At 74.0% G+C, this 15,705-nt stretch carries 17 protein-coding genes; 10 read left to right on the forward strand and 7 right to left on the reverse strand.

The features are described 5' to 3' along the window. Position 1: 1 nt before the first annotated feature. Together OG618_RS12935 and OG618_RS12940 are read right to left on the reverse strand one after the other, a co-directional pair. On the reverse strand, positions 2 to 646 hold the full coding sequence (locus tag OG618_RS12935) for a response regulator transcription factor (protein WP_329487545.1): 645 nt from the start codon (positions 644 to 646) through the stop codon (positions 2 to 4). Further along, positions 634 to 1,860, reverse strand: coding sequence for a sensor histidine kinase (locus tag OG618_RS12940; protein WP_329487547.1), 1,227 nt, complete (start codon positions 1,858 to 1,860; stop codon positions 634 to 636). The genes OG618_RS12935 and OG618_RS12940 overlap by 13 nt, the downstream gene beginning before the upstream one ends. A 134-nt stretch (positions 1,861 to 1,994) precedes the next feature. On the opposite strand from OG618_RS12940, the gene OG618_RS12945 reads away from it, so the two are divergent. Both OG618_RS12945 and OG618_RS12950 read left to right on the forward strand, forming a co-directional pair. Next, on the forward strand, positions 1,995 to 2,531 hold the full coding sequence (locus OG618_RS12945) for a hypothetical protein (RefSeq protein WP_329487548.1): 537 nt from the start codon (positions 1,995 to 1,997) through the stop codon (positions 2,529 to 2,531). After that, a complete protein-coding gene (locus OG618_RS12950; protein ID WP_329487549.1) occupies positions 2,528 to 3,121 on the forward strand; it encodes a hypothetical protein in 594 nt (197 codons plus the stop codon). The genes OG618_RS12945 and OG618_RS12950 overlap by 4 nt, the downstream gene beginning before the upstream one ends. Here the strand turns inward: OG618_RS12950 and OG618_RS12955 are convergent. Further along, the gene (locus OG618_RS12955) at positions 3,061 to 3,978 is read right to left on the reverse strand and encodes a helix-turn-helix transcriptional regulator (RefSeq protein WP_329487551.1); all 918 of its coding nucleotides are present in this window, start codon (positions 3,976 to 3,978) and stop codon (positions 3,061 to 3,063) included. The genes OG618_RS12950 and OG618_RS12955 overlap by 61 nt on opposite strands. Positions 3,979 to 4,286: 308 nt before the next feature. Here OG618_RS12955 and OG618_RS12960 point away from each other — a divergent pair, with 308 nt between their 5' ends. After that, the gene (locus tag OG618_RS12960; RefSeq protein ID WP_442906940.1) at positions 4,287 to 5,612 is read left to right on the forward strand and encodes an MFS transporter; all 1,326 of its coding nucleotides are present in this window, start codon (positions 4,287 to 4,289) and stop codon (positions 5,610 to 5,612) included. Positions 5,613 to 5,704: 92 nt separating this feature from the next. Here OG618_RS12960 and OG618_RS12965 read toward each other — a convergent pair whose 3' ends face one another. Both OG618_RS12965 and OG618_RS12970 read right to left on the reverse strand, forming a co-directional pair. Next, the gene (locus OG618_RS12965; protein WP_329487553.1) at positions 5,705 to 5,974 is read right to left on the reverse strand and encodes a hypothetical protein; all 270 of its coding nucleotides are present in this window, start codon (positions 5,972 to 5,974) and stop codon (positions 5,705 to 5,707) included. Further along, positions 5,967 to 6,530 carry an RNA polymerase sigma factor gene (locus tag OG618_RS12970; protein ID WP_329487555.1) on the reverse strand — a complete coding sequence of 188 codons (564 nt, stop codon included), beginning with the start codon at positions 6,528 to 6,530 and terminating at the stop codon, positions 5,967 to 5,969. The genes OG618_RS12965 and OG618_RS12970 overlap by 8 nt, the downstream gene beginning before the upstream one ends. Positions 6,531 to 6,772: 242 nt before the next feature. Between OG618_RS12970 and OG618_RS12975 the strand changes: the two genes are divergently transcribed. The 3 genes from OG618_RS12975 to OG618_RS12985 all read left to right on the forward strand — a co-directional run bounded on the left by OG618_RS12975 (position 6,773) and on the right by OG618_RS12985 (position 9,952). Next, the gene (locus OG618_RS12975; RefSeq protein ID WP_442906790.1) at positions 6,773 to 7,351 is read left to right on the forward strand and encodes an NADAR family protein; all 579 of its coding nucleotides are present in this window, start codon (positions 6,773 to 6,775) and stop codon (positions 7,349 to 7,351) included. A gap of 130 nt (positions 7,352 to 7,481) precedes the next feature. Continuing rightward, on the forward strand, positions 7,482 to 8,606 hold the full coding sequence (locus tag OG618_RS12980; RefSeq protein ID WP_329487557.1) for a hypothetical protein: 1,125 nt from the start codon (positions 7,482 to 7,484) through the stop codon (positions 8,604 to 8,606). A 68-nt stretch (positions 8,607 to 8,674) separates the two neighbouring features. After that, positions 8,675 to 9,952 (forward strand): hypothetical protein, encoded by a 1,278-nt coding sequence (locus tag OG618_RS12985; protein WP_329487559.1) that lies wholly within the window; start codon positions 8,675 to 8,677, stop codon positions 9,950 to 9,952. 98 nt (positions 9,953 to 10,050) lie between these two features. Here OG618_RS12985 and OG618_RS12990 read toward each other — a convergent pair whose 3' ends face one another. Further along, entirely contained in the window at positions 10,051 to 11,433 is a 1,383-nt protein-coding gene (locus OG618_RS12990) for a glycine--tRNA ligase (RefSeq protein WP_329487560.1), read from the reverse strand. A 190-nt stretch (positions 11,434 to 11,623) separates the two neighbouring features. On the opposite strand from OG618_RS12990, the gene OG618_RS12995 reads away from it, so the two are divergent. From OG618_RS12995 to OG618_RS13010, 4 genes are read left to right on the forward strand one after another with little or no spacing between them, the layout of a single operon-like run. Continuing rightward, complete coding sequence (locus OG618_RS12995) at positions 11,624 to 12,595, forward strand: metal ABC transporter substrate-binding protein (protein WP_329487561.1); 972 nt, start codon at positions 11,624 to 11,626, stop codon at positions 12,593 to 12,595. Between the two features lie 17 nt (positions 12,596 to 12,612). Next, entirely contained in the window at positions 12,613 to 13,377 is a 765-nt protein-coding gene (locus OG618_RS13000; protein WP_329487562.1) for a metal ABC transporter ATP-binding protein, read from the forward strand. Beyond that, entirely contained in the window at positions 13,374 to 14,297 is a 924-nt protein-coding gene (locus OG618_RS13005) for a metal ABC transporter permease (protein ID WP_329487564.1), read from the forward strand. The genes OG618_RS13000 and OG618_RS13005 overlap by 4 nt, the downstream gene beginning before the upstream one ends. Positions 14,298 to 14,332: 35 nt before the next feature. Beyond that, positions 14,333 to 14,743 (forward strand): Fur family transcriptional regulator, encoded by a 411-nt coding sequence (locus OG618_RS13010; protein ID WP_329487566.1) that lies wholly within the window; start codon positions 14,333 to 14,335, stop codon positions 14,741 to 14,743. A 112-nt stretch (positions 14,744 to 14,855) separates the two neighbouring features. Here OG618_RS13010 and OG618_RS13015 read toward each other — a convergent pair whose 3' ends face one another. Continuing rightward, a complete protein-coding gene (locus OG618_RS13015; RefSeq protein WP_329487567.1) occupies positions 14,856 to 15,701 on the reverse strand; it encodes an isoprenyl transferase in 846 nt (281 codons plus the stop codon). Between the last annotated feature and the right edge of the window lie 4 nt (positions 15,702 to 15,705).

Genomic DNA, 15,705 nt, shown 5'->3' on the forward strand with positions numbered 1-15,705 from the left:
GCTACCCGACCTCCAGGAACCGCAGCACCGCGAGCACCCGGCGGTGGCTGTTGTCGGCCGGCGGCAGGTCGAGCTTGGTGAAGATCGAGTTGATGTGCTTCGCCACGGCGCTGTCGCTGACCACCAGGGCGGCGGCGATCGCCGCGTTGGAGCGGCCCTCCGCCATCAGGCCGAGCACGTCCCGCTCGCGCGGGGTCAGCTTCTCCAGCGGATCGCGGTGGCGGCGGACCAGCAGCTGGGCGACCACCTCCGGGTCCAGCGCGGTGCCGCCCTCGGCCACCCGCTGGAGGGCGTCCACGAAGTCGTCCACATTGGCCACCCGCTGCTTGAGCAGGTAGCCCACCCCACTGGTGTTCGTGGCCAGCAGATCGGCCGCGTACCGCTCCTCGACGTACTGCGAGAGCAGCAGCACCGCGACCTCCGGCCACTGCCGGCGGATCATCAGTGCGGCCCGGACGCCCTCGTCGGTGTAGTCGGGCGGCATCCGGACGTCCGCCACCACCACCGCCGGACGGTGCTCCTCGACGGCGGCGAGCAGCGCCTCGGCGTCCCCGACCGCGGCCGCCACCTCGAAGCCCACGGCCTCCAGGACCTTGACCAGACCGACCCTCAGCAGGACCGAGTCCTCGGCGATCACAGCACGCACGGCAACTCCACGGTGATGGTGGTGGGGCCCCCGAGGGGGCTCAGAACGGACAGCGTGCCGTCGACCGAGGCGGCGCGCTTGCGCAGCCCGGTCAGGCCGGTGCCGCGCGCGGCGTCCGCGCCGCCGACACCGTCGTCGCTGACGACCAGGCGCAGCCGGCCGCCCGCCGTCCGCACCGAGAGGTCGACCCGGGAGGCACGGGCGTGCTTGGCGACGTTGGTCAGCGCCTCGGAGACGGTGAAGTAGGCGACCGCCTCGACGGTCGGGGCGACCGGCTCGGTCAGGGCGACGTCGACGCGCACCGGCAGCGGCGAGCGGGCGGCGATGCCGGACAGCGCCGCGTCCAGGCCGCGGTCCTCCAGAACGGCGGGGTGCAGGCCGCGCACGAGGTCCCGCAGTTCGTCGATGGCGGCCTGGGCCTCCTCGTGCGCGTCCACTATCACCTGCATGACCTCGGGCGGGGCGTGTTTGAGGGTGCGCCGGGCCAGGCCCAGGTTCATCGCCAGCGAGGTGAGCCGCTGCTGGGCGCCGTCGTGCAGGTCGCGCTCGATCCGGCGGCGCTCGGCGTCGACGGCGTCGACCAGGCCGGCCCGGCTCTCGGCGATCTCCTCGACCCGGCGCTCCAGGGCCTCCGCCCGGCCGGGGCCGAGCAGCCGCAGGGCCGTCCACTCCTCCAGCCGGGCCAGCAGGACCGTCGCCCACGGCAGCACGAGGAGCAGCAGCACGCCGCCCACGGTGACCGCGACGTCCAGCGTGACCAGCTGCCCGCGGACCGGGCTCGACGACGGCATCAGCCACGTCCAGCCGTAGACGGTGGCCATCACCAGGCCCGCGCCCCAGGCGTAGAGCAGCCCGACGGCGCCGAGCGCGAGCAGCGGGCCCGCGAGCAGGTGGTAGCCGACCTGGCGCCAGCTCACCCCCGTGCGCAGCCCGGTCAGCAGACCGGCCGAGGTCCGGACCGGACGGAGCAGCGGCGGCACCTCGACCCCGCGCAGGGCGCGCAACCGGCCGCGCTGGGCCGTCGTCAGCAGGCGCATGCCGGCCAGGCTCAGGCCGAGGACCAGCAGGAACACCTTGAGGTAGAGGACGGCCAGCCAGATCGGCGCGGCCAGTGGGACGCCGGCGGCTATGAACCGGGTGTCGCGCCAGACGGCCGCCCACAGCGGCCGCCCGACGCTCCTGGCGAGCGCACGGCGCAGCGGGGTGGAGGGCATGACGGACAGCGTAGGGCGCGAAGATCGACGGCCGCCATGAAGGGGAGTGGAGACCTGGGGTGTAGCTGGGTACACCCCTGATTCGGTGTGGTGCACTACCGACAGCGAGCGCCGTCCACGGAAGTCTTGACGGCATGACGAGCACTCCTTCGCACCCCACCACCGCGCCGTACCCGCGGCCCGCCGCCGGTCTCGGCGACGCCGGCGCCGCGTGGGCGCGGCCGGTCGGCCTTCTCGGGTCGGCGGCCCCGCTCGGGCTGCTCGGGCCCTGGTCGGTGCGGGGCGTCCCGGCGTCCCGGGGGCGGGCCGCGCTGGAGGTGTACGAGCACGGCGAGTTGGTCGACGTCGTGGTCGCGGCCCGGCTCGCCCCGGAGCTGCTGCGCGGCGCCCGGCGGTGCCCGGCCCTCGGCGCGCGGGAGTCGTACGGGCTGGTCTGGGGCCGGCTGCCGCAGGGCGGCCCGGCGCCCGCCGTGGGCTTCACCGCCGGGCGGCTGCGCCGGGCGGGGCGGCGGGCCGGGGTGGTCGAGGCACCCGAGGTGGTCACGGTGGCCGGGGAGTTCTGGCTCGCCTGGGCGCGGGGCCCGTTCGACGGCGTCCTGGTGGAGCACCCGGCCGGCCGGGTGCGGCGGTCGCTGGAGCGGGTCCGCCCGCGTGGCCGGAGCGCACGATGAGCGCCGTCCTGCCGGGAGCCCGGCCGACGTCGTTCACCTGGCCGGCTCCGCGCGTCCGGCCGACCCGGCCGACCGCCCCGGCGCTGCCCGGCTGGGCTCCGCAGGTGCCCGCCCTGGCGGCGCTGGCCCTGCTGCCCTGGCTGGCCGTGCTGGTGCTCTGCCACGAGACCGTCTGGGTCGTCCTCGACCTGGGCGAGCTGAGCGCCCTGCTCTGGCTGGACGCGCTGCTGCGCCGCCGCAGTCCGGGCGCGCTCGGGCCCGCCTGCGTGGTGGCGCTGCTGCTCGCGGGCGACGCCCTGGCCGACGTCGGCACCGCCGGACGCGGGCTGCCGCTGCTCGCCGCCCTGGTGATGGCCTGCGGTGTCGAGCTGCCGCTGGCCGTCCTCTGCCTGGCGCTCGGTCGGGGCGCGGCGGCTGCCGAGCCGGGGTCGGGGCCGGTACCGGGCGCGGCGGGCCGGCTCGGCGGCGGCCGGGCCCCGACCGAGCGGCCCGACGGGCGGCCCGACGCCCGGTCCGACGGCCGTCCGGGTCAGAGGCCGCCCGCCATGAGGGCCATCCGTGCCCGGGTCTCCTCGTCCCTGGGGGTGTAGGCGATCAGGCGGGTGCTGGGGCGGGGCCCGAGCCAGAAGCTCGTGTAGTCGCAGTGCAGCAGCCCGACCCCCGGGATGAGGAACTGCTTGAGTCCGTTGCCGGGCCGCTGGACGTCGTGCCGCTGCCAGGCCGCCTCGAAGTCCGGCGAGGCCTTGCGCAGCCGGGCGAGCAGTGCCTTCCAGGCCGGTTCGGCGGTGTGGTCCGCCATGCCCGACCGGAACCGGGCCACCATTCCCTCGCGCTCCTGCTCGTGGTTCACCAGCACGTCCCGGAAGCGCGACGGTGTGAACGCCATCCAGACCAGGTTCCGCTCCTCGAACGGCAACTCGTCGACGTTCCCGACCAGGTGGGTGTAGGAGGGGTTGTGCGCCAGGATGTCGTACCGGGCGTTGATCACCGCCGCCGGCATCGGCGCCATCTGCTCCAGCACCAGCCGCACCGCCGGGGTCACCGTCGGGCACTCCAGCACCGGAGCGGGGTCCTCGGCGGCCGCCAGGGCGAACAGGTGCGACCGCTCGGCCGGATCGAGCCGCAGGGCACGGGCGACGGCGTCCAGTACCTGGGTGGAGACCTGGATGTCCCGGCCCTGCTCCAGCCACGTGTACCAGGTGACCCCCACGGCGGCGAGCTGCGCGAGCTCCTCGCGGCGCAGCCCCGGCGTCCGGCGGCGGCCGGTCGTCGGCAGGCCCACCTGCTCCGGTGCGATCCGCTCGCGGCGGCTGCGCAGGAACGCCGCCAGCTCGTGCCGTCGGGCCTCGGCGGCGAGCGGGGTCGACGGAGCGGCTGCGGGGCTCGCGGTCGCGGTCGACCCGGCGGGCGCGGCGGTGCTTCGGACGGGCGCGGTGGTCAGGCTCATGGACTCAGCATGCGCCATGCGGGAGCCGGGTGCCAGGTACTTCTGATACCTGGATAAGCACACTCTGGTACCAGGTTGTCGGACGGAAGATCGTATGACCCGTGACCCAACAACTCGCCGTCGCCACGACCACCACCGCTACCGCGTCAGCCCGCCCCACCGGCTCCACCACGGCCGGTACCACCACCACCGGTAGCACCACCGCCTCTGCCGCCTCCGGCACCACCTCGCCGAGCAGCGCTTCGATCGGCAGCGCTTCGATCGGCACCGCCGGACTGGTCACCGTACTGCTCGGGGCGTTCCTGCCGATGCTCGACTTCTTCATCGTCAACGTCGCCCTGCCCACCATCGACCGCGACCTCGCCGCCGGCCCCGCCGTGCTGGAGCTGGTCGCCGCCGGGTACGGCATCGCGTTCGCCGTCCTGCTCGTCCTCGGCGGACGGCTCGGCGACATCTTCGGCCGCCGACGGCTCTTCGTGGTCGGCGCCGCCGCGTTCGCCCTCACCTCGCTCGCCTGCGGGCTCGCCCCCGGTGCCTGGTCACTGGTCGCCGCCCGCGCCGCCCAGGGCGCCTCGGCCGCCCTGATCGTCCCCCAGGTCCTCGGCACCATCACCGCCGCCACCCACGGCGCCCGCCGCGCCCACGCGCTCAGCGTCTACGGCGCGGTCGCCGGGATCTCGGTGGTGGTCGGCCAGGTGCTCGGCGGGATGCTGGTCGCCGCCGACGTCCTCGGCACCGGCTGGCGCTCGGTCTTCCTGCTGAACGTCCCGTTCGCCCTGCTCGCCCTCGTGCTCGCCCTCCGGTACGTGCCGGAGAGCCGCTCCCCGCAGGCCGCCCGGGTGGACGTCCTGGGCACCCTCCTGCTCACCGCGACCATGCTCGCCCTGCTCGTCCCGCTGATGGAGGGCCGCGCCGCCGGCTGGCCGCTCTGGTCCTGGGTGCTGCTCGCGCTCTCCCCGGTGCTCGCGGTCGCCTTCGCCCTGGTCGAGACCCGCGCCGAACGCCGGGGCGCCACCCCGCTGGTGCCGCCCAGCCTGCTGCGGATCCCCGAGATGCGGCGCGGGCTCGGCATCGCCCTCCCCTACTTCGGCGGCTTCGGCGGCTTCATGTTCGTGATCGCGATCGCCCTCCAGCAGGGCCTGCGGCTCGGCCCGGTGGCGGCCGGCTGGGCGCTCGTCCCGATGGCCGTCGGCTACTTCGGGGCCTCGCTCGCCGGCCCCCGGCTGATCGGCCGCTTCGGCAGCCGGGTACTGACCGCCGGCGCCGTCGTCCAGGCGCTCGGCCTGGCCGCCCTGATCCTGACGGTGCTCGCCGACTGGTCGCACTTCTCCCCACTGCGGATGGCCCCCGGGGTCGCGCTCGCGGGCATCGGGCAGGGCCTGATCGGCACCCCGCTGTTCCGGGTGGTCCTCTCCAAGGTGCCCGCCGACCGCGCGGGCGTCGGCAGCGGCGTCCTCGCCACCAGCCAGCAGTCCAGCCTGGCCCTCGGCGTGGCCACCCTCGGCAGCCTCTACCTGGCCCTCGCCCCGACCGTGGGCATGGACCGCGCGCTGGCCCTCTGCCTCGCCGTCCAACTGCTGGGCTCCTTCAGCATCCTGTACCTGACCACCCGGCTCCCCCGCTCCATCGGGTGACCCCGGACGGCCGGGTCACGACCGGCTCCCGCACAGCCCGCGCGCCCGCCCGCGAAGTCGCGGTCGGGCGCGCTCGGGTGCGCGGGGCGTCGTCAGCCGGACCCGGCGACGGTCAGCCGGCACTGGCCGTCCGCCGTGCAGGAGCGCTCCAGGCGGCCCCGCGAGACGGTCTGGATCAGCCCGATCGTCCAGCACATCGGGCATCCGCGCAGGGCGAGCACGCCGATCGGAAGGAGCAGCAGCGCGGCCGGCCCCACCACCGGGAGCAGCGCGAAGGCGCCGATCAGGCCGCCGAACCCCACCGCGCCGCGCACCAGGTGGCGGGGCAGGGACGCACTCGCGAAGTCGGGTCGATCACTCACCGATGCCTCCGAGGACGGTCTCGGGCGCGGCCCGCAGCTCGCAGCGGACGGCCGATCGCGCCCGGTGCAGTCGTGACTTCATCGCCGCGCCGCTCAGCCCCAGCGCGTCGGCGACCGTCCGCCCGTCGAGGCCCTGGATGTCCCGCATGACCAGCACCCGCCGCTGGTCTGCCGGGAGCGCGGCGATCGCCGCCGCGACCCGCCCGGCCTCCAGGCGTCGCAGCACCTCCTCCTCGGCCGACAGCACGGTCTCGTCCCCCGACGGCACGGGGTCCCGCCGCAGTACCCGCGCCCGGCGCAGGCACTCGTTGCGCACGATGCGGAACATCCACGACGCCAGCGCACCGGAGGCCCGCAGCATCCCGATCTTGCGGTACAGGATGATCAGCGCCTCCTGCGCCGCGTCCTCGGCATCCTCCGGCGAGGCGCACAACGTCCGGGCGAACCGCCGCACATGCGGGTGCGCCCCCGACACCAGCGCGGCGATCGAGTCGACGTCCCCCCGCTGCGCCGCGTGGACCAGGCGCTCCCCCGGCCAGCCCCCCGCGTCAGCCACGGCCCCGCCCCCGCTTCCTCATCACGACCACGGTGCAGGTGCACAGCAGCAGCAGGGCGACAGCCACGGCGATGCCAACGATCACGAGAACCTCCCAGTCCGGTCCGACCCTTTCGTCGGAGACATTCATAAGAGGCACACCCCTGCGCAAAGGATTCAGCCCCGTTCCCGGAGTCGGTCACGGGCGGACCGCCCCGATCAAATCACTGGCACCAAGCGCCCCTTTGCGTCAGGATGACGATATGAGCAGCATGGAGAAGGGGAACCCCCTCGACACCCGCAACCGGGCCGAGCTGGTGGCGGCCGTCGCCTCCGGCGCCGAGCCGAAGTGGCTGATGTTCTGGGGGCATCAGCCGCAGCAGGACGGTTCGGTCGGGCAGGGGGCGCTGAGCCAGTGGTGGCCGTCCCCCTTCACCGTGGACGGCGTGACGTACGCGAGCGCCGAGCACTGGATGATGGCCGGGAAGGCCCGGCTGTTCGGCGACGAGGCGATCGTGCCGCGGATCCTCGCCGCCCGGAGCCCGGCCGAGGCGAAGAAGCTGGGGCGCCAGGTGCGGGGGTTCGACGAACCCACCTGGGCCGCCGGGCGGTTCGAGCTGGTGGTGACGGGCAATGTCGCCAAGTTCGGGCAGGACGACGCCCTCCGCGACTACCTCCTCGGCACCCGGCAGCGCGTCCTGGTCGAGGCCAGCCCGGTGGACCGGCTCTGGGGCATCGGTCTCGCCGCCGACGACGAACGGGCCGCACGACCGGCCGACTGGCGCGGGGAGAACCTGCTCGGCTTCGCCCTGATGGAGGCCCGCACCCGGCTGGCCCGGTGAGCATCGCGAGCGCCACGAGCAGGACGGGCACGACGAGCGCCACGAGCGCCACGAGCGCCACGAGCGCCACGAGCGCCACGAGAACGACGAGCACGACGAGCCGGAGAAGCGCGACCCGCCGGAGGAGCCGATGAGCACGATCGCCCCGGCCCTGGACGCCACGGCGGTGCTGTCGGTGGGCGCCGCGCTCGCCCTCACCCCGAGGGTGCTGCGGCGGGAGGTCCGGCCCGGGCGCGGGGGAGCGCCCGGGCCGGAGGCGTTGCTCGCCGCCGTCGTGGCGCTGCTCCTCCTCAACCAACTGGCCTTCGCCGTCTACGTCCAGCGCGTGCACGACGGCAGCACCGCGTTCGTCGCGCGCTACCTGCCCCCCGGGTGGTTCGCCGTGCCCCGCGGCAACCCGTTCGTCGACTGGGTCGCCGCCCACACCCCCGCACCCGAGCTGCTCGCGCCGTCCGTGCTGCGCGTCCAGGCCTTCCTCGAACTCCCGCTCGTCCTGCTGGCCTTCCTCGCCGTGCTGCGCCGGCTCGACCGGCAGCTGTACGTCCGGGTGGCCCGCTCACCGCTGCTCCCGCTCGCCGCCGGCTCGTACACCGTCGCGTTCTGCGCGGTGGAGTGGGAGCTGCGCAACCCGTACACGGTGGACGACCTGGTCATCCGGGTCGTGTCGGCGCTGGTCACCGCGCCGCTGCTCGCCCGGATCGCGGGGCGGGAGGCGGACACCGCGCCCCGCTCCCCCGGGCCGCTCGTCCTCGCGGTCGAGCTGTGGGCCTTCGGCTCCCTGATGCTGGCCCTCTACGACACCGTGCTGCTCTACAACCTCTCCCGGCTCGGCGAACGGCTCACGGGCATGATCACCGCGGTCGCCGTGCTCGGCGCGACCCGCGTCCTGGCGGCGAAACGGCCCGGCGCCCCGGCCGGCCCCCGCGTGGCCGCGCTCACGGACTCCCTCGGCCGGGGCCTCGCGCTGTTCCTCGTCCCCGCCCTCGCTCTCCGGTACGCCGGGAGCTTCGGCACGCCCCGGCTGGCCGCCGCGGCGGGCGCCGCGGTGCTGATCGCCGCCGTCGGCCGGCGCGCGGGCCGGCTCGCCCTGCCCGCCACCGTCGGCGCGGGGGCGGGATACCTGGCCGTCCGGTGGTCCACCGACCCGTACTTCGAGGCGGCTCTGCTCCGGGCGGCCGTCGTCGGCTTGCTCACCACCGGTGCCGTCTGCGCGGTCCTGGACGGCAGTCGCAAACATTTCGACGCACTCCCGTAACTCTGTCGCCGTATATCGACGCCAGGATGACCCGCAGTCAGGGTCGAGATGGACAGGGTGCGGCGATCATGCGGATACGGCACACGGAACAACCCCCGGCTCAGCACAGCGGCGAGAGCGAACAGGACGCGCTCGACCTCCGTGCCGAGCTGGACGAATTACTGCGAGCCCGGCAGTACGCCAACCAGCGCGAACGGCGGCTCGCCGAGGCCGTGCGGGCCGTCCCGGAGCGGCAGCGGCCGGACGCGGAACTGCTGCGGCAGCTGGCCCAGGCGCGGACGCTGCGCGAGGGGCTCGGCACCCGCTGCCTGGAGCTCAGCGAGCAGTTGACCGCGCTGGAGGACCGGCTGCGCCAGCCGCCGGTCCGCAATCCGGTGCCCCGGCAGCCCACCGGCGCCCGCTTCGGGGGCGTGCGGGAGAAGGAAGGAGCGCACGCCCCGTCGGCGCGCCGAGCCGCTCCGCCGCCACCCGCCACCGGGGCCCGGTTCGGCTCCCCGCGGTCCCGCCCCGAGGAGGCCGGCGAACCGACCCCGCCCCGGACGGTCCCGGCGCCCCAGCCACCGCCCGCGCCCGAAGAGCCACCGGAGCCGCCCCGGCGCCGCTCCCCCGCCGAACTCACCGCCCTCGCCGAGCGGATCACCGCTCTGCACCGCCAGGGCGCCACCCAGGAGATCACCTCCCTGCTGGGCCAGGCCGCCGCCCTGCTCCTCCCGCTCGACACCGCCCGGCTGGCCGGTCTGCTCGCCCGCGGCGGCCCGCCCGACGCCTCCGTCCAGCTGGCCCGCGGCGCCGCGGCCGGCACTCCGACGCAGGCCGCCAGCACCCTCGCCGAACTGCGTTCCGCCGGCCTGGCCCAGGAGGCGACCGAACTGTTCCACGCCCTCTGGGCCTACCCGGCCGACGCGCTGCCGGCCCTGCTGGTGGCCCTGGAACGGGCCGGCCAGCACGCGGACAGCGCCACCCTGCTCTGGGAGTGGGGCTCCGCGCCCACCGCCGAGCTGGCCGCCCTCGCGGCCGGGCTGGAGCGGGCCGGCCGCTCCGAGGACGCCCGGACGCTGCTGCGCCAGGCCGCCGGCCGGCCCGCCGCCGAGCTCACCGACCTGGCCGGCACCCTGCCGGAGCCACTGTCCGGCGTCCTGCTGCGCGACCTCGCGGCGCTGCGCCCGCCGGCCGAACTCGTCCGGCTCGCCACCGCGCTCGCCCCGCACCGGCGGCTCTACGACGGCCTGCTGGCCGCCCTCCTGGAGGACGAGGGCCGCCACCGCAGCACCCTCGCCTCGCTGCGCGGCGCCGGCCTGCCGACCGCCCCGGCCGGCCCGCCGCGCTCCCGCTGGGGCCGCCGGTAGGCCGGGGTCGGCGGATTCGACGAGCCGGACGCGGGGAGCCCCCGCCCGCCGGAAGGCGGACGGGGGCTCCTTCGGCGCGACGGCCGGGTGTGCTGCGGTCAGCAGCCGATCAGCCGCGCGGCCAGGTACGACTTGACCTGGTCGAGCGAGACGCGCTCCTGCGACATGGTGTCGCGCTCGCGCACGGTCACCGCGTTGTCCTCAAGGGTGTCGAAGTCGACGGTGACGCAGAACGGCGTGCCGATCTCGTCCTGGCGGCGGTAGCGCTTGCCGATCGCGCCCGCGTCGTCGAACTCGACGTTCCACGCGGTGCGCAGGTCGGCGGCCAGGCCGCGGGCCTTCGGCGAGAGGTCGGCGTTGCGCGACAGCGGCAGCACCGCGACCTTGACCGGGGCCAGCCGCGGGTCCAGCCGCATGCCGACGCGCTTCTCCAGGACGCCCTTGGCGTTGGGCGCCTCGTCCTCGAAGTAGGCGTCGATCAGGAAGGCCAGCATGGCGCGGTTGAGGCCCGCCGCCGGCTCGATGACGTACGGGAAGTACCGCTCGCCGGACTCCTGGTCGAAGTACTTGAGGTCCTGGCCGGAGGCCTCGCTGTGCACCGTGAGGTCGTAGTCGGTGCGGTTGGCGACGCCCTCCAGCTCGGAGAACTCCTGGCCGCCGAAGTTGAAGCGGTACTCGATGTCCACCGTGCGCTTGGCGTAGTGGGACAGCTTCTCCTTCGGGTGCTCGAAGAAGCGCATGTTCTCGGTCCGCAGGCCGAGGTCGACGTACCAGTCCCAGCGCTGCTGGAGCCAGTAGTCGTGCCACTGCTCGTCCTCGCCCGGCTTGACGAAGAACTCCATCTCCATCTGCTCGAACTCGCGGGTGCGGAAGATGAAGTTGCCGGGGGTGATCTCGTTGCGGAAGCTCTTGCCGGTCTGGGCGATGCCGAACGGCGGCTTCTTGCGCGAGGTCGTCTGGACGGCCTTGAAGTTGGTGAAGATGCCCTGCGCCGTCTCCGGGCGCAGGTAGGCCAGGCCGCCCGCCTCCTCGGTGACGCCGAGGTGCGTCTTCAGCATGCCCGAGAACTCCCGGGGCTCGGTGAAGGAGCCCTTGGTGCCGCAGTCGGGGCAGTTGATGTCCTTGAGGCCGTTCGCCGGCGGGTAGCCGTGCTTGGCCTCGTACTTCTCCTCCAGGTGGTCGGCCCGGTGGCGCTTGTGGCAGGAGAGGCACTCGGTCAGCGGGTCGTTGAAGGTGGCGACGTGACCGGAGGCCTCCCAGACCTCACGGGCCAGGATCACCGACGAATCGAGCCCGACGACGTCCTCACGGGCCTGGACCATCGCGCGCCACCACTGGCGCTTGATGTTCTCCTTCAGCTCGACGCCCAGCGGCCCGTAGTCCCAGGCGGCACGCGTGCCGCCGTAGATCTCGCTGCAGGGGTAGACGAAGCCACGGCGCTTGCTCAGGCTGACGATCGTGTCGATCTTGTCGGCGGCCACAGTGCTCTCTTCAGTACGACGGCACGGTCAGGGCACGGCTGGTTGCGCGTACCCGAATACCTCAGGTTACCGGCCATACGGGTACGGGGTTCAAATCGGTATCGCCCGGCCCCGCCCAACCATCACCATCCACCGTTCACCCGTCCGAGTGATTTGACAATCATTTCCATCTAACCTGAGAATGGTTGTCATGATGATCCGACGACCTACCCGCACCGTCCTCGCCCTGACCGCGACCACCCTCGCCGGCACCCTCCTGCTCACCGCCTGCGGCGGGGACGGCGGCGCCAAGGGCACGGACGGCAAGCTGGGCGTCGTCGCCTCGTTCTATCCGATGGAGTTCCTCGCCTCGCAGATCGGCGGCGAGCACGTCAAGGTCACCACCCTGACCCCGGCCGGCACCGAGCCGCACGACCTCGACCTCACCGCCAAGCAGGTCGCGAGCGTCAAGAAGGCCGACGCCCTGCTCTACCTCAAGGGCCTCCAGCCGACCGTGGACAAGGCGGTCGCCGACTCCGGCGCCAAGCACGTCGTCGACGCCACCGCCGCCAGCCCGCTGGTCGACCACCACCTCGGCGAGGGCGAGGAGGGCCACGCCGAGGGCGACGGCCACCAGCACGACGGCGCCCCCGGCGACCCGCACATCTGGCTCGACCCGACCCGCTACGCGGCGGTCGCCCAGAGCGTCGGCGCCGAGTTCGCCAAGGCCGACCCGGCGCACGCGGCCGACTACCGGAAGAACACCGACGAACTGGTCGGCAAGCTCACCACCCTGGACCAGCGGTTCCGGGACGGCCTCAAGGACGCGAACACCAGGACCTTCGTCACCAGCCACGCCGCCTTCGGCTACCTCGCCGAGCACTACGGCCTCACCCAGGTCGCCATCAACGGCGTCGACCCGGAGTCCGAGCCCACCCCCGCCCGGCTGGCCGACGTCCAGAAGGCCGCCAAGGACAACGGCGTCACCACGATCTTCTTCGAGACCCTGGTCAGCCCCAAGCTCGCGGAGACCGTCGCCAAGGACCTCGGCCTCCGGACCGCGGTGCTGGACCCGCTGGAGGGTGTCAAGGACCCGGCCAAGGACACCTACCTGACGGTGATGGAGCAGAACCTCGCCAACCTGCGGGCCGCGCTCGGCACGGCCGGCGCCACCACCAGCTGAGGGGACGACAACACGCCATGACCCACCCGATACCCCCGGCCGTCCGCCTGCACGACGCCGTCGCCTCGCGCGGCGGCCGGCCGGTGCTGCGCGGCGTCGACCTCACGGTGCAACCCGGCGAGGTGGTCGCCCTGCTCGGCGCCAACGGCTCCGGCAAGTCCACCACCGTCAAGGCCGTCACCGGCGCCGTCCCGCTGGAGCACGGCAGCCTGGACCTGTTCGGCATCCCGTTCGCCAAGTTCCGTGCCTGGCACCGGGTCGGCTACGTGCCGCAGCGCACCACCGCCGCCTCCGGCGTGCCGGCCACCGTGCGCGAGGTGGTCTCCACCGGGCGGCTCCCGCAGCACCGGCTGCTGCCCTTCCGCCGCCGGGACCGGGACGCGGTGGACCGCGCGCTGACCGCCGTCGGCATGCTGGACCGGGCCGGGGACGGCGTCGCCGACCTCTCCGGCGGCCAGCAGCAGCGGGTGCTGATCGCCCGCGCCCTGGTCGGCACCCCCGACCTGCTGATCATGGACGAGCCGATGGCCGGAGTGGACGCCACCAGCCAGCAGGTGCTCGCCGACACCCTGCGCGCCGAGGTCGGACGCGGTGCGGCCGTGCTGCTGGTGCTGCACGAACTCGGGCCGCTGGAGCCGCTGATCGACCGCGCCGTGGTGCTGCGCGACGGCTGCGTCGCGCACGACGGCCCGCCCGTCCCCAACACCGGCCTGCACGCCCTGCCCGGCCACGACCACGTCCATCCGCACGCCGACCACACCCCGCCGAGGCTGCTCGCATGACCGAGATGCTCTCCTACGACTTCATGCAGCGCGCCCTGCTCGCCGCCGTCCTGGTCGGCATCACCGCGCCGGCCGTCGGCATCTACCTGGTGCAGCGGCGCCAGGCACTGCTGGGCGACGGCATGGGCCACGTCGCGATGACCGGGGTCGGCCTCGGCTTCATCTTCGACACCAGCCCGGTCTGGATGGCCGTCCTGGTCTGCGTCCTCGGCGCCGTCACCATGGAGCTGGTCCGCTCGCGCGGCAACCAGCGCGGCGACATCGCCCTCGCCATGCTGTTCTACGGCGGCATGGCCTGCGGCAAGCTGCTCGTCTCGAAGTCCGCCCAGGCCGGCGCCGGCAGCCTGGAGAGCTACCTCTGGGGCTCCATCCTGACCGTCGCCCCCGCCGACCTCGTCACCATCGGCGTCCTCGGCGCCGTGGTCATCGGCGTCACCGTGGGCCTGCGCCGCCAGCTCTTCGCGATCTGCCAGGACGAGGACTTCGCCCGGGTCACCGGCCTGCCGGTGCGCCTCCTCAACCTGCTGCTCGCGGTGATGGCCGCGATCACCGTCACGGTCGCCATGCGGGTGGTCGGGCTGCTGCTGGTCAGCGCGCTGATGGTGGTCCCGGTGGTGGCCGCCCAGCAGCTCACCCGCTCCTTCGCCGCCACCCAGGCCGCCTCGATCGGCCTCGGCGTCCTGGTCTCGCTGGCCGGCGTCACCGGCTCCTACCAGCTCGACGTCCCCTCCGGACCGGCCATCGTGCTGCTCGCCATCGCGGTGTTCGCGGTGTTCAGCGCGATCGCCGCGCCGCTGGCCCGCCACCGGCACCGGACGGCGAAGGCCGACCCCGGCCCCGCGGTCTGCGACGTCCAACTGCCCGGGCAGAGCGCGTCCGACGCGACCACTCCGGACCGGAGGGCGGGGCTGGCACAATGAGGTGCGAGATGCCCACACCCCCAGGAGGACCCACGGTGACCACCGCAGGCCCGTCGCCGCGCGCCCGCTCGACCCGGCAGCGAGCCGCCGTCTCGGCGGCCCTGGACGAGATCGAGGACTTCCGCAGCGCGCAGGAGCTCCACGACATGCTCAAGCACCGAGGCGACTCGGTGGGTCTGACCACGGTCTACCGCACCCTGCAGTCGCTCGCCGACGCCGGCGAGGTCGACGTGCTGCGCACCGCCGACGGCGAGGCCGTCTACCGCCGCTGCAGCAGCGGGCACCACCACCACCTGGTCTGCCGGCACTGCGGCGCGACCGTCGAGGTGGAGGGGCCGGCCGTCGAACGCTGGGCCAACTCGGTAGCCGCCGAGCACGGGTTCAGCGACATCGCCCACACCCTGGAGATCTTCGGGACCTGTGCGGAGTGCGCCAAGAAGGCCTGATCCGGCCGCGCCGAAGGGCCCGTGGGAGCTGGCTCCCACGGGCCCTTCGGCGTACCCCGTCGGGCGCGGTCCGCGTCCCGGCGCCGGGACGCGGACCGCGCCCGACGGCGGCTCAGCGCTGCGCGGGGACCTCCGCGGCCTCGCCGGGGGCGACCTCGTTGGGGATCGCCCCGCCGAAGCGGCGGTCGCGCCGCGCGTACTGCTCGCAGGCCCGCCAGAGGTCCCGGCGGTCGAAGTCCGGCCAGAGCACGTCCTGGAACACGAACTCCGCGTACGCCGACTGCCAGAGCAGGAAGTTGGACGTCCGCTGCTCGCCGCTCGGGCGCAGGAAGAGGTCCACGTCCGGCATGTCCGGGTGGTACAGGTACTTGGCGATGGTCTTCTCGTTGACCTTCTTCGGGTCCAGCCGGCCCGCCGCGACATCGGCCGCGATGGCCGCCATGGCGTCCGCGATCTCCGCCCGGCCGCCGTAGTTGACGCACATGTAGAGCGTGACGGCGTCGTTCTCCCTGGTCTGCTCCTCGGCGACCTTGAGCTCCTGGACGACGCTCTTCCACAGCTTGGGCATCCGGCCGGCCCAGCGGACCCGCACGCCCATCGCGTCCATCTCGTCACGGCGGCGGTGGATGACGTCCCGGTTGAAGTTCATCAGGAACTTCACCTCGTCGGGCGAGCGCTTCCAGTTCTCGGTGGAGAACGCGTACAGCGAGATGTTCTTCACACCGAGCTCGATCGCGCCCTTGAGCACGTCCAGCACCACGGACTCGCCGACCTTGTGGCCCTCCGTGCGCGGCAGCCCGCGCTCCTTGGCCCAGCGCCCGTTCCCGTCCATCACGATCGCGACGTGGTTGGGGACCAGCTCGCCGGGGATCTTCGGGGGCTGTGCGCCGCTGGGGTGCGGGGTCGGGGGGAGGTACTCCCTTTGCTTGCCACCGCCGAAGAGCCGTCGCGCTGCCATGTGC

The sequence above is a fragment of the Kitasatospora sp. NBC_01246 genome (assembly GCF_036226505.1).
GTDB lineage: Bacteria > Actinomycetota > Actinomycetes > Streptomycetales > Streptomycetaceae > Kitasatospora.

Excerpts from the sequence above, each read along its gene's own strand:
- OG618_RS12940 (WP_329487547.1), bottom strand. The coding sequence starts at position 1,860 with ATGCCCTCCACCCCGCTGCGCCGTGCGCTCGCCAGGAGCGTCGGGCGG.
- OG618_RS12945 (WP_329487548.1), top strand. The coding sequence starts at position 1,995 with ATGACGAGCACTCCTTCGCACCCCACCACCGCGCCGTACCCGCGGCCC.
- OG618_RS12950 (WP_329487549.1), top strand. The coding sequence starts at position 2,528 with ATGAGCGCCGTCCTGCCGGGAGCCCGGCCGACGTCGTTCACCTGGCCG.
- OG618_RS12955 (WP_329487551.1), bottom strand. The coding sequence starts at position 3,978 with ATGAGCCTGACCACCGCGCCCGTCCGAAGCACCGCCGCGCCCGCCGGG.
- OG618_RS12960 (WP_442906940.1), top strand. The coding sequence starts at position 4,287 with ATGCTCGACTTCTTCATCGTCAACGTCGCCCTGCCCACCATCGACCGC.
- OG618_RS12975 (WP_442906790.1), top strand. The coding sequence starts at position 6,773 with ATGAGCAGCATGGAGAAGGGGAACCCCCTCGACACCCGCAACCGGGCC.
- OG618_RS12980 (WP_329487557.1), top strand. The coding sequence starts at position 7,482 with ATGAGCACGATCGCCCCGGCCCTGGACGCCACGGCGGTGCTGTCGGTG.
- OG618_RS12985 (WP_329487559.1), top strand. The coding sequence starts at position 8,675 with ATGCGGATACGGCACACGGAACAACCCCCGGCTCAGCACAGCGGCGAG.
- OG618_RS12995 (WP_329487561.1), top strand. The coding sequence starts at position 11,624 with ATGATGATCCGACGACCTACCCGCACCGTCCTCGCCCTGACCGCGACC.
- OG618_RS13000 (WP_329487562.1), top strand. The coding sequence starts at position 12,613 with ATGACCCACCCGATACCCCCGGCCGTCCGCCTGCACGACGCCGTCGCC.
- OG618_RS13005 (WP_329487564.1), top strand. The coding sequence starts at position 13,374 with ATGACCGAGATGCTCTCCTACGACTTCATGCAGCGCGCCCTGCTCGCC.
- OG618_RS13015 (WP_329487567.1), bottom strand. The coding sequence starts at position 15,701 with ATGGCAGCGCGACGGCTCTTCGGCGGTGGCAAGCAAAGGGAGTACCTC.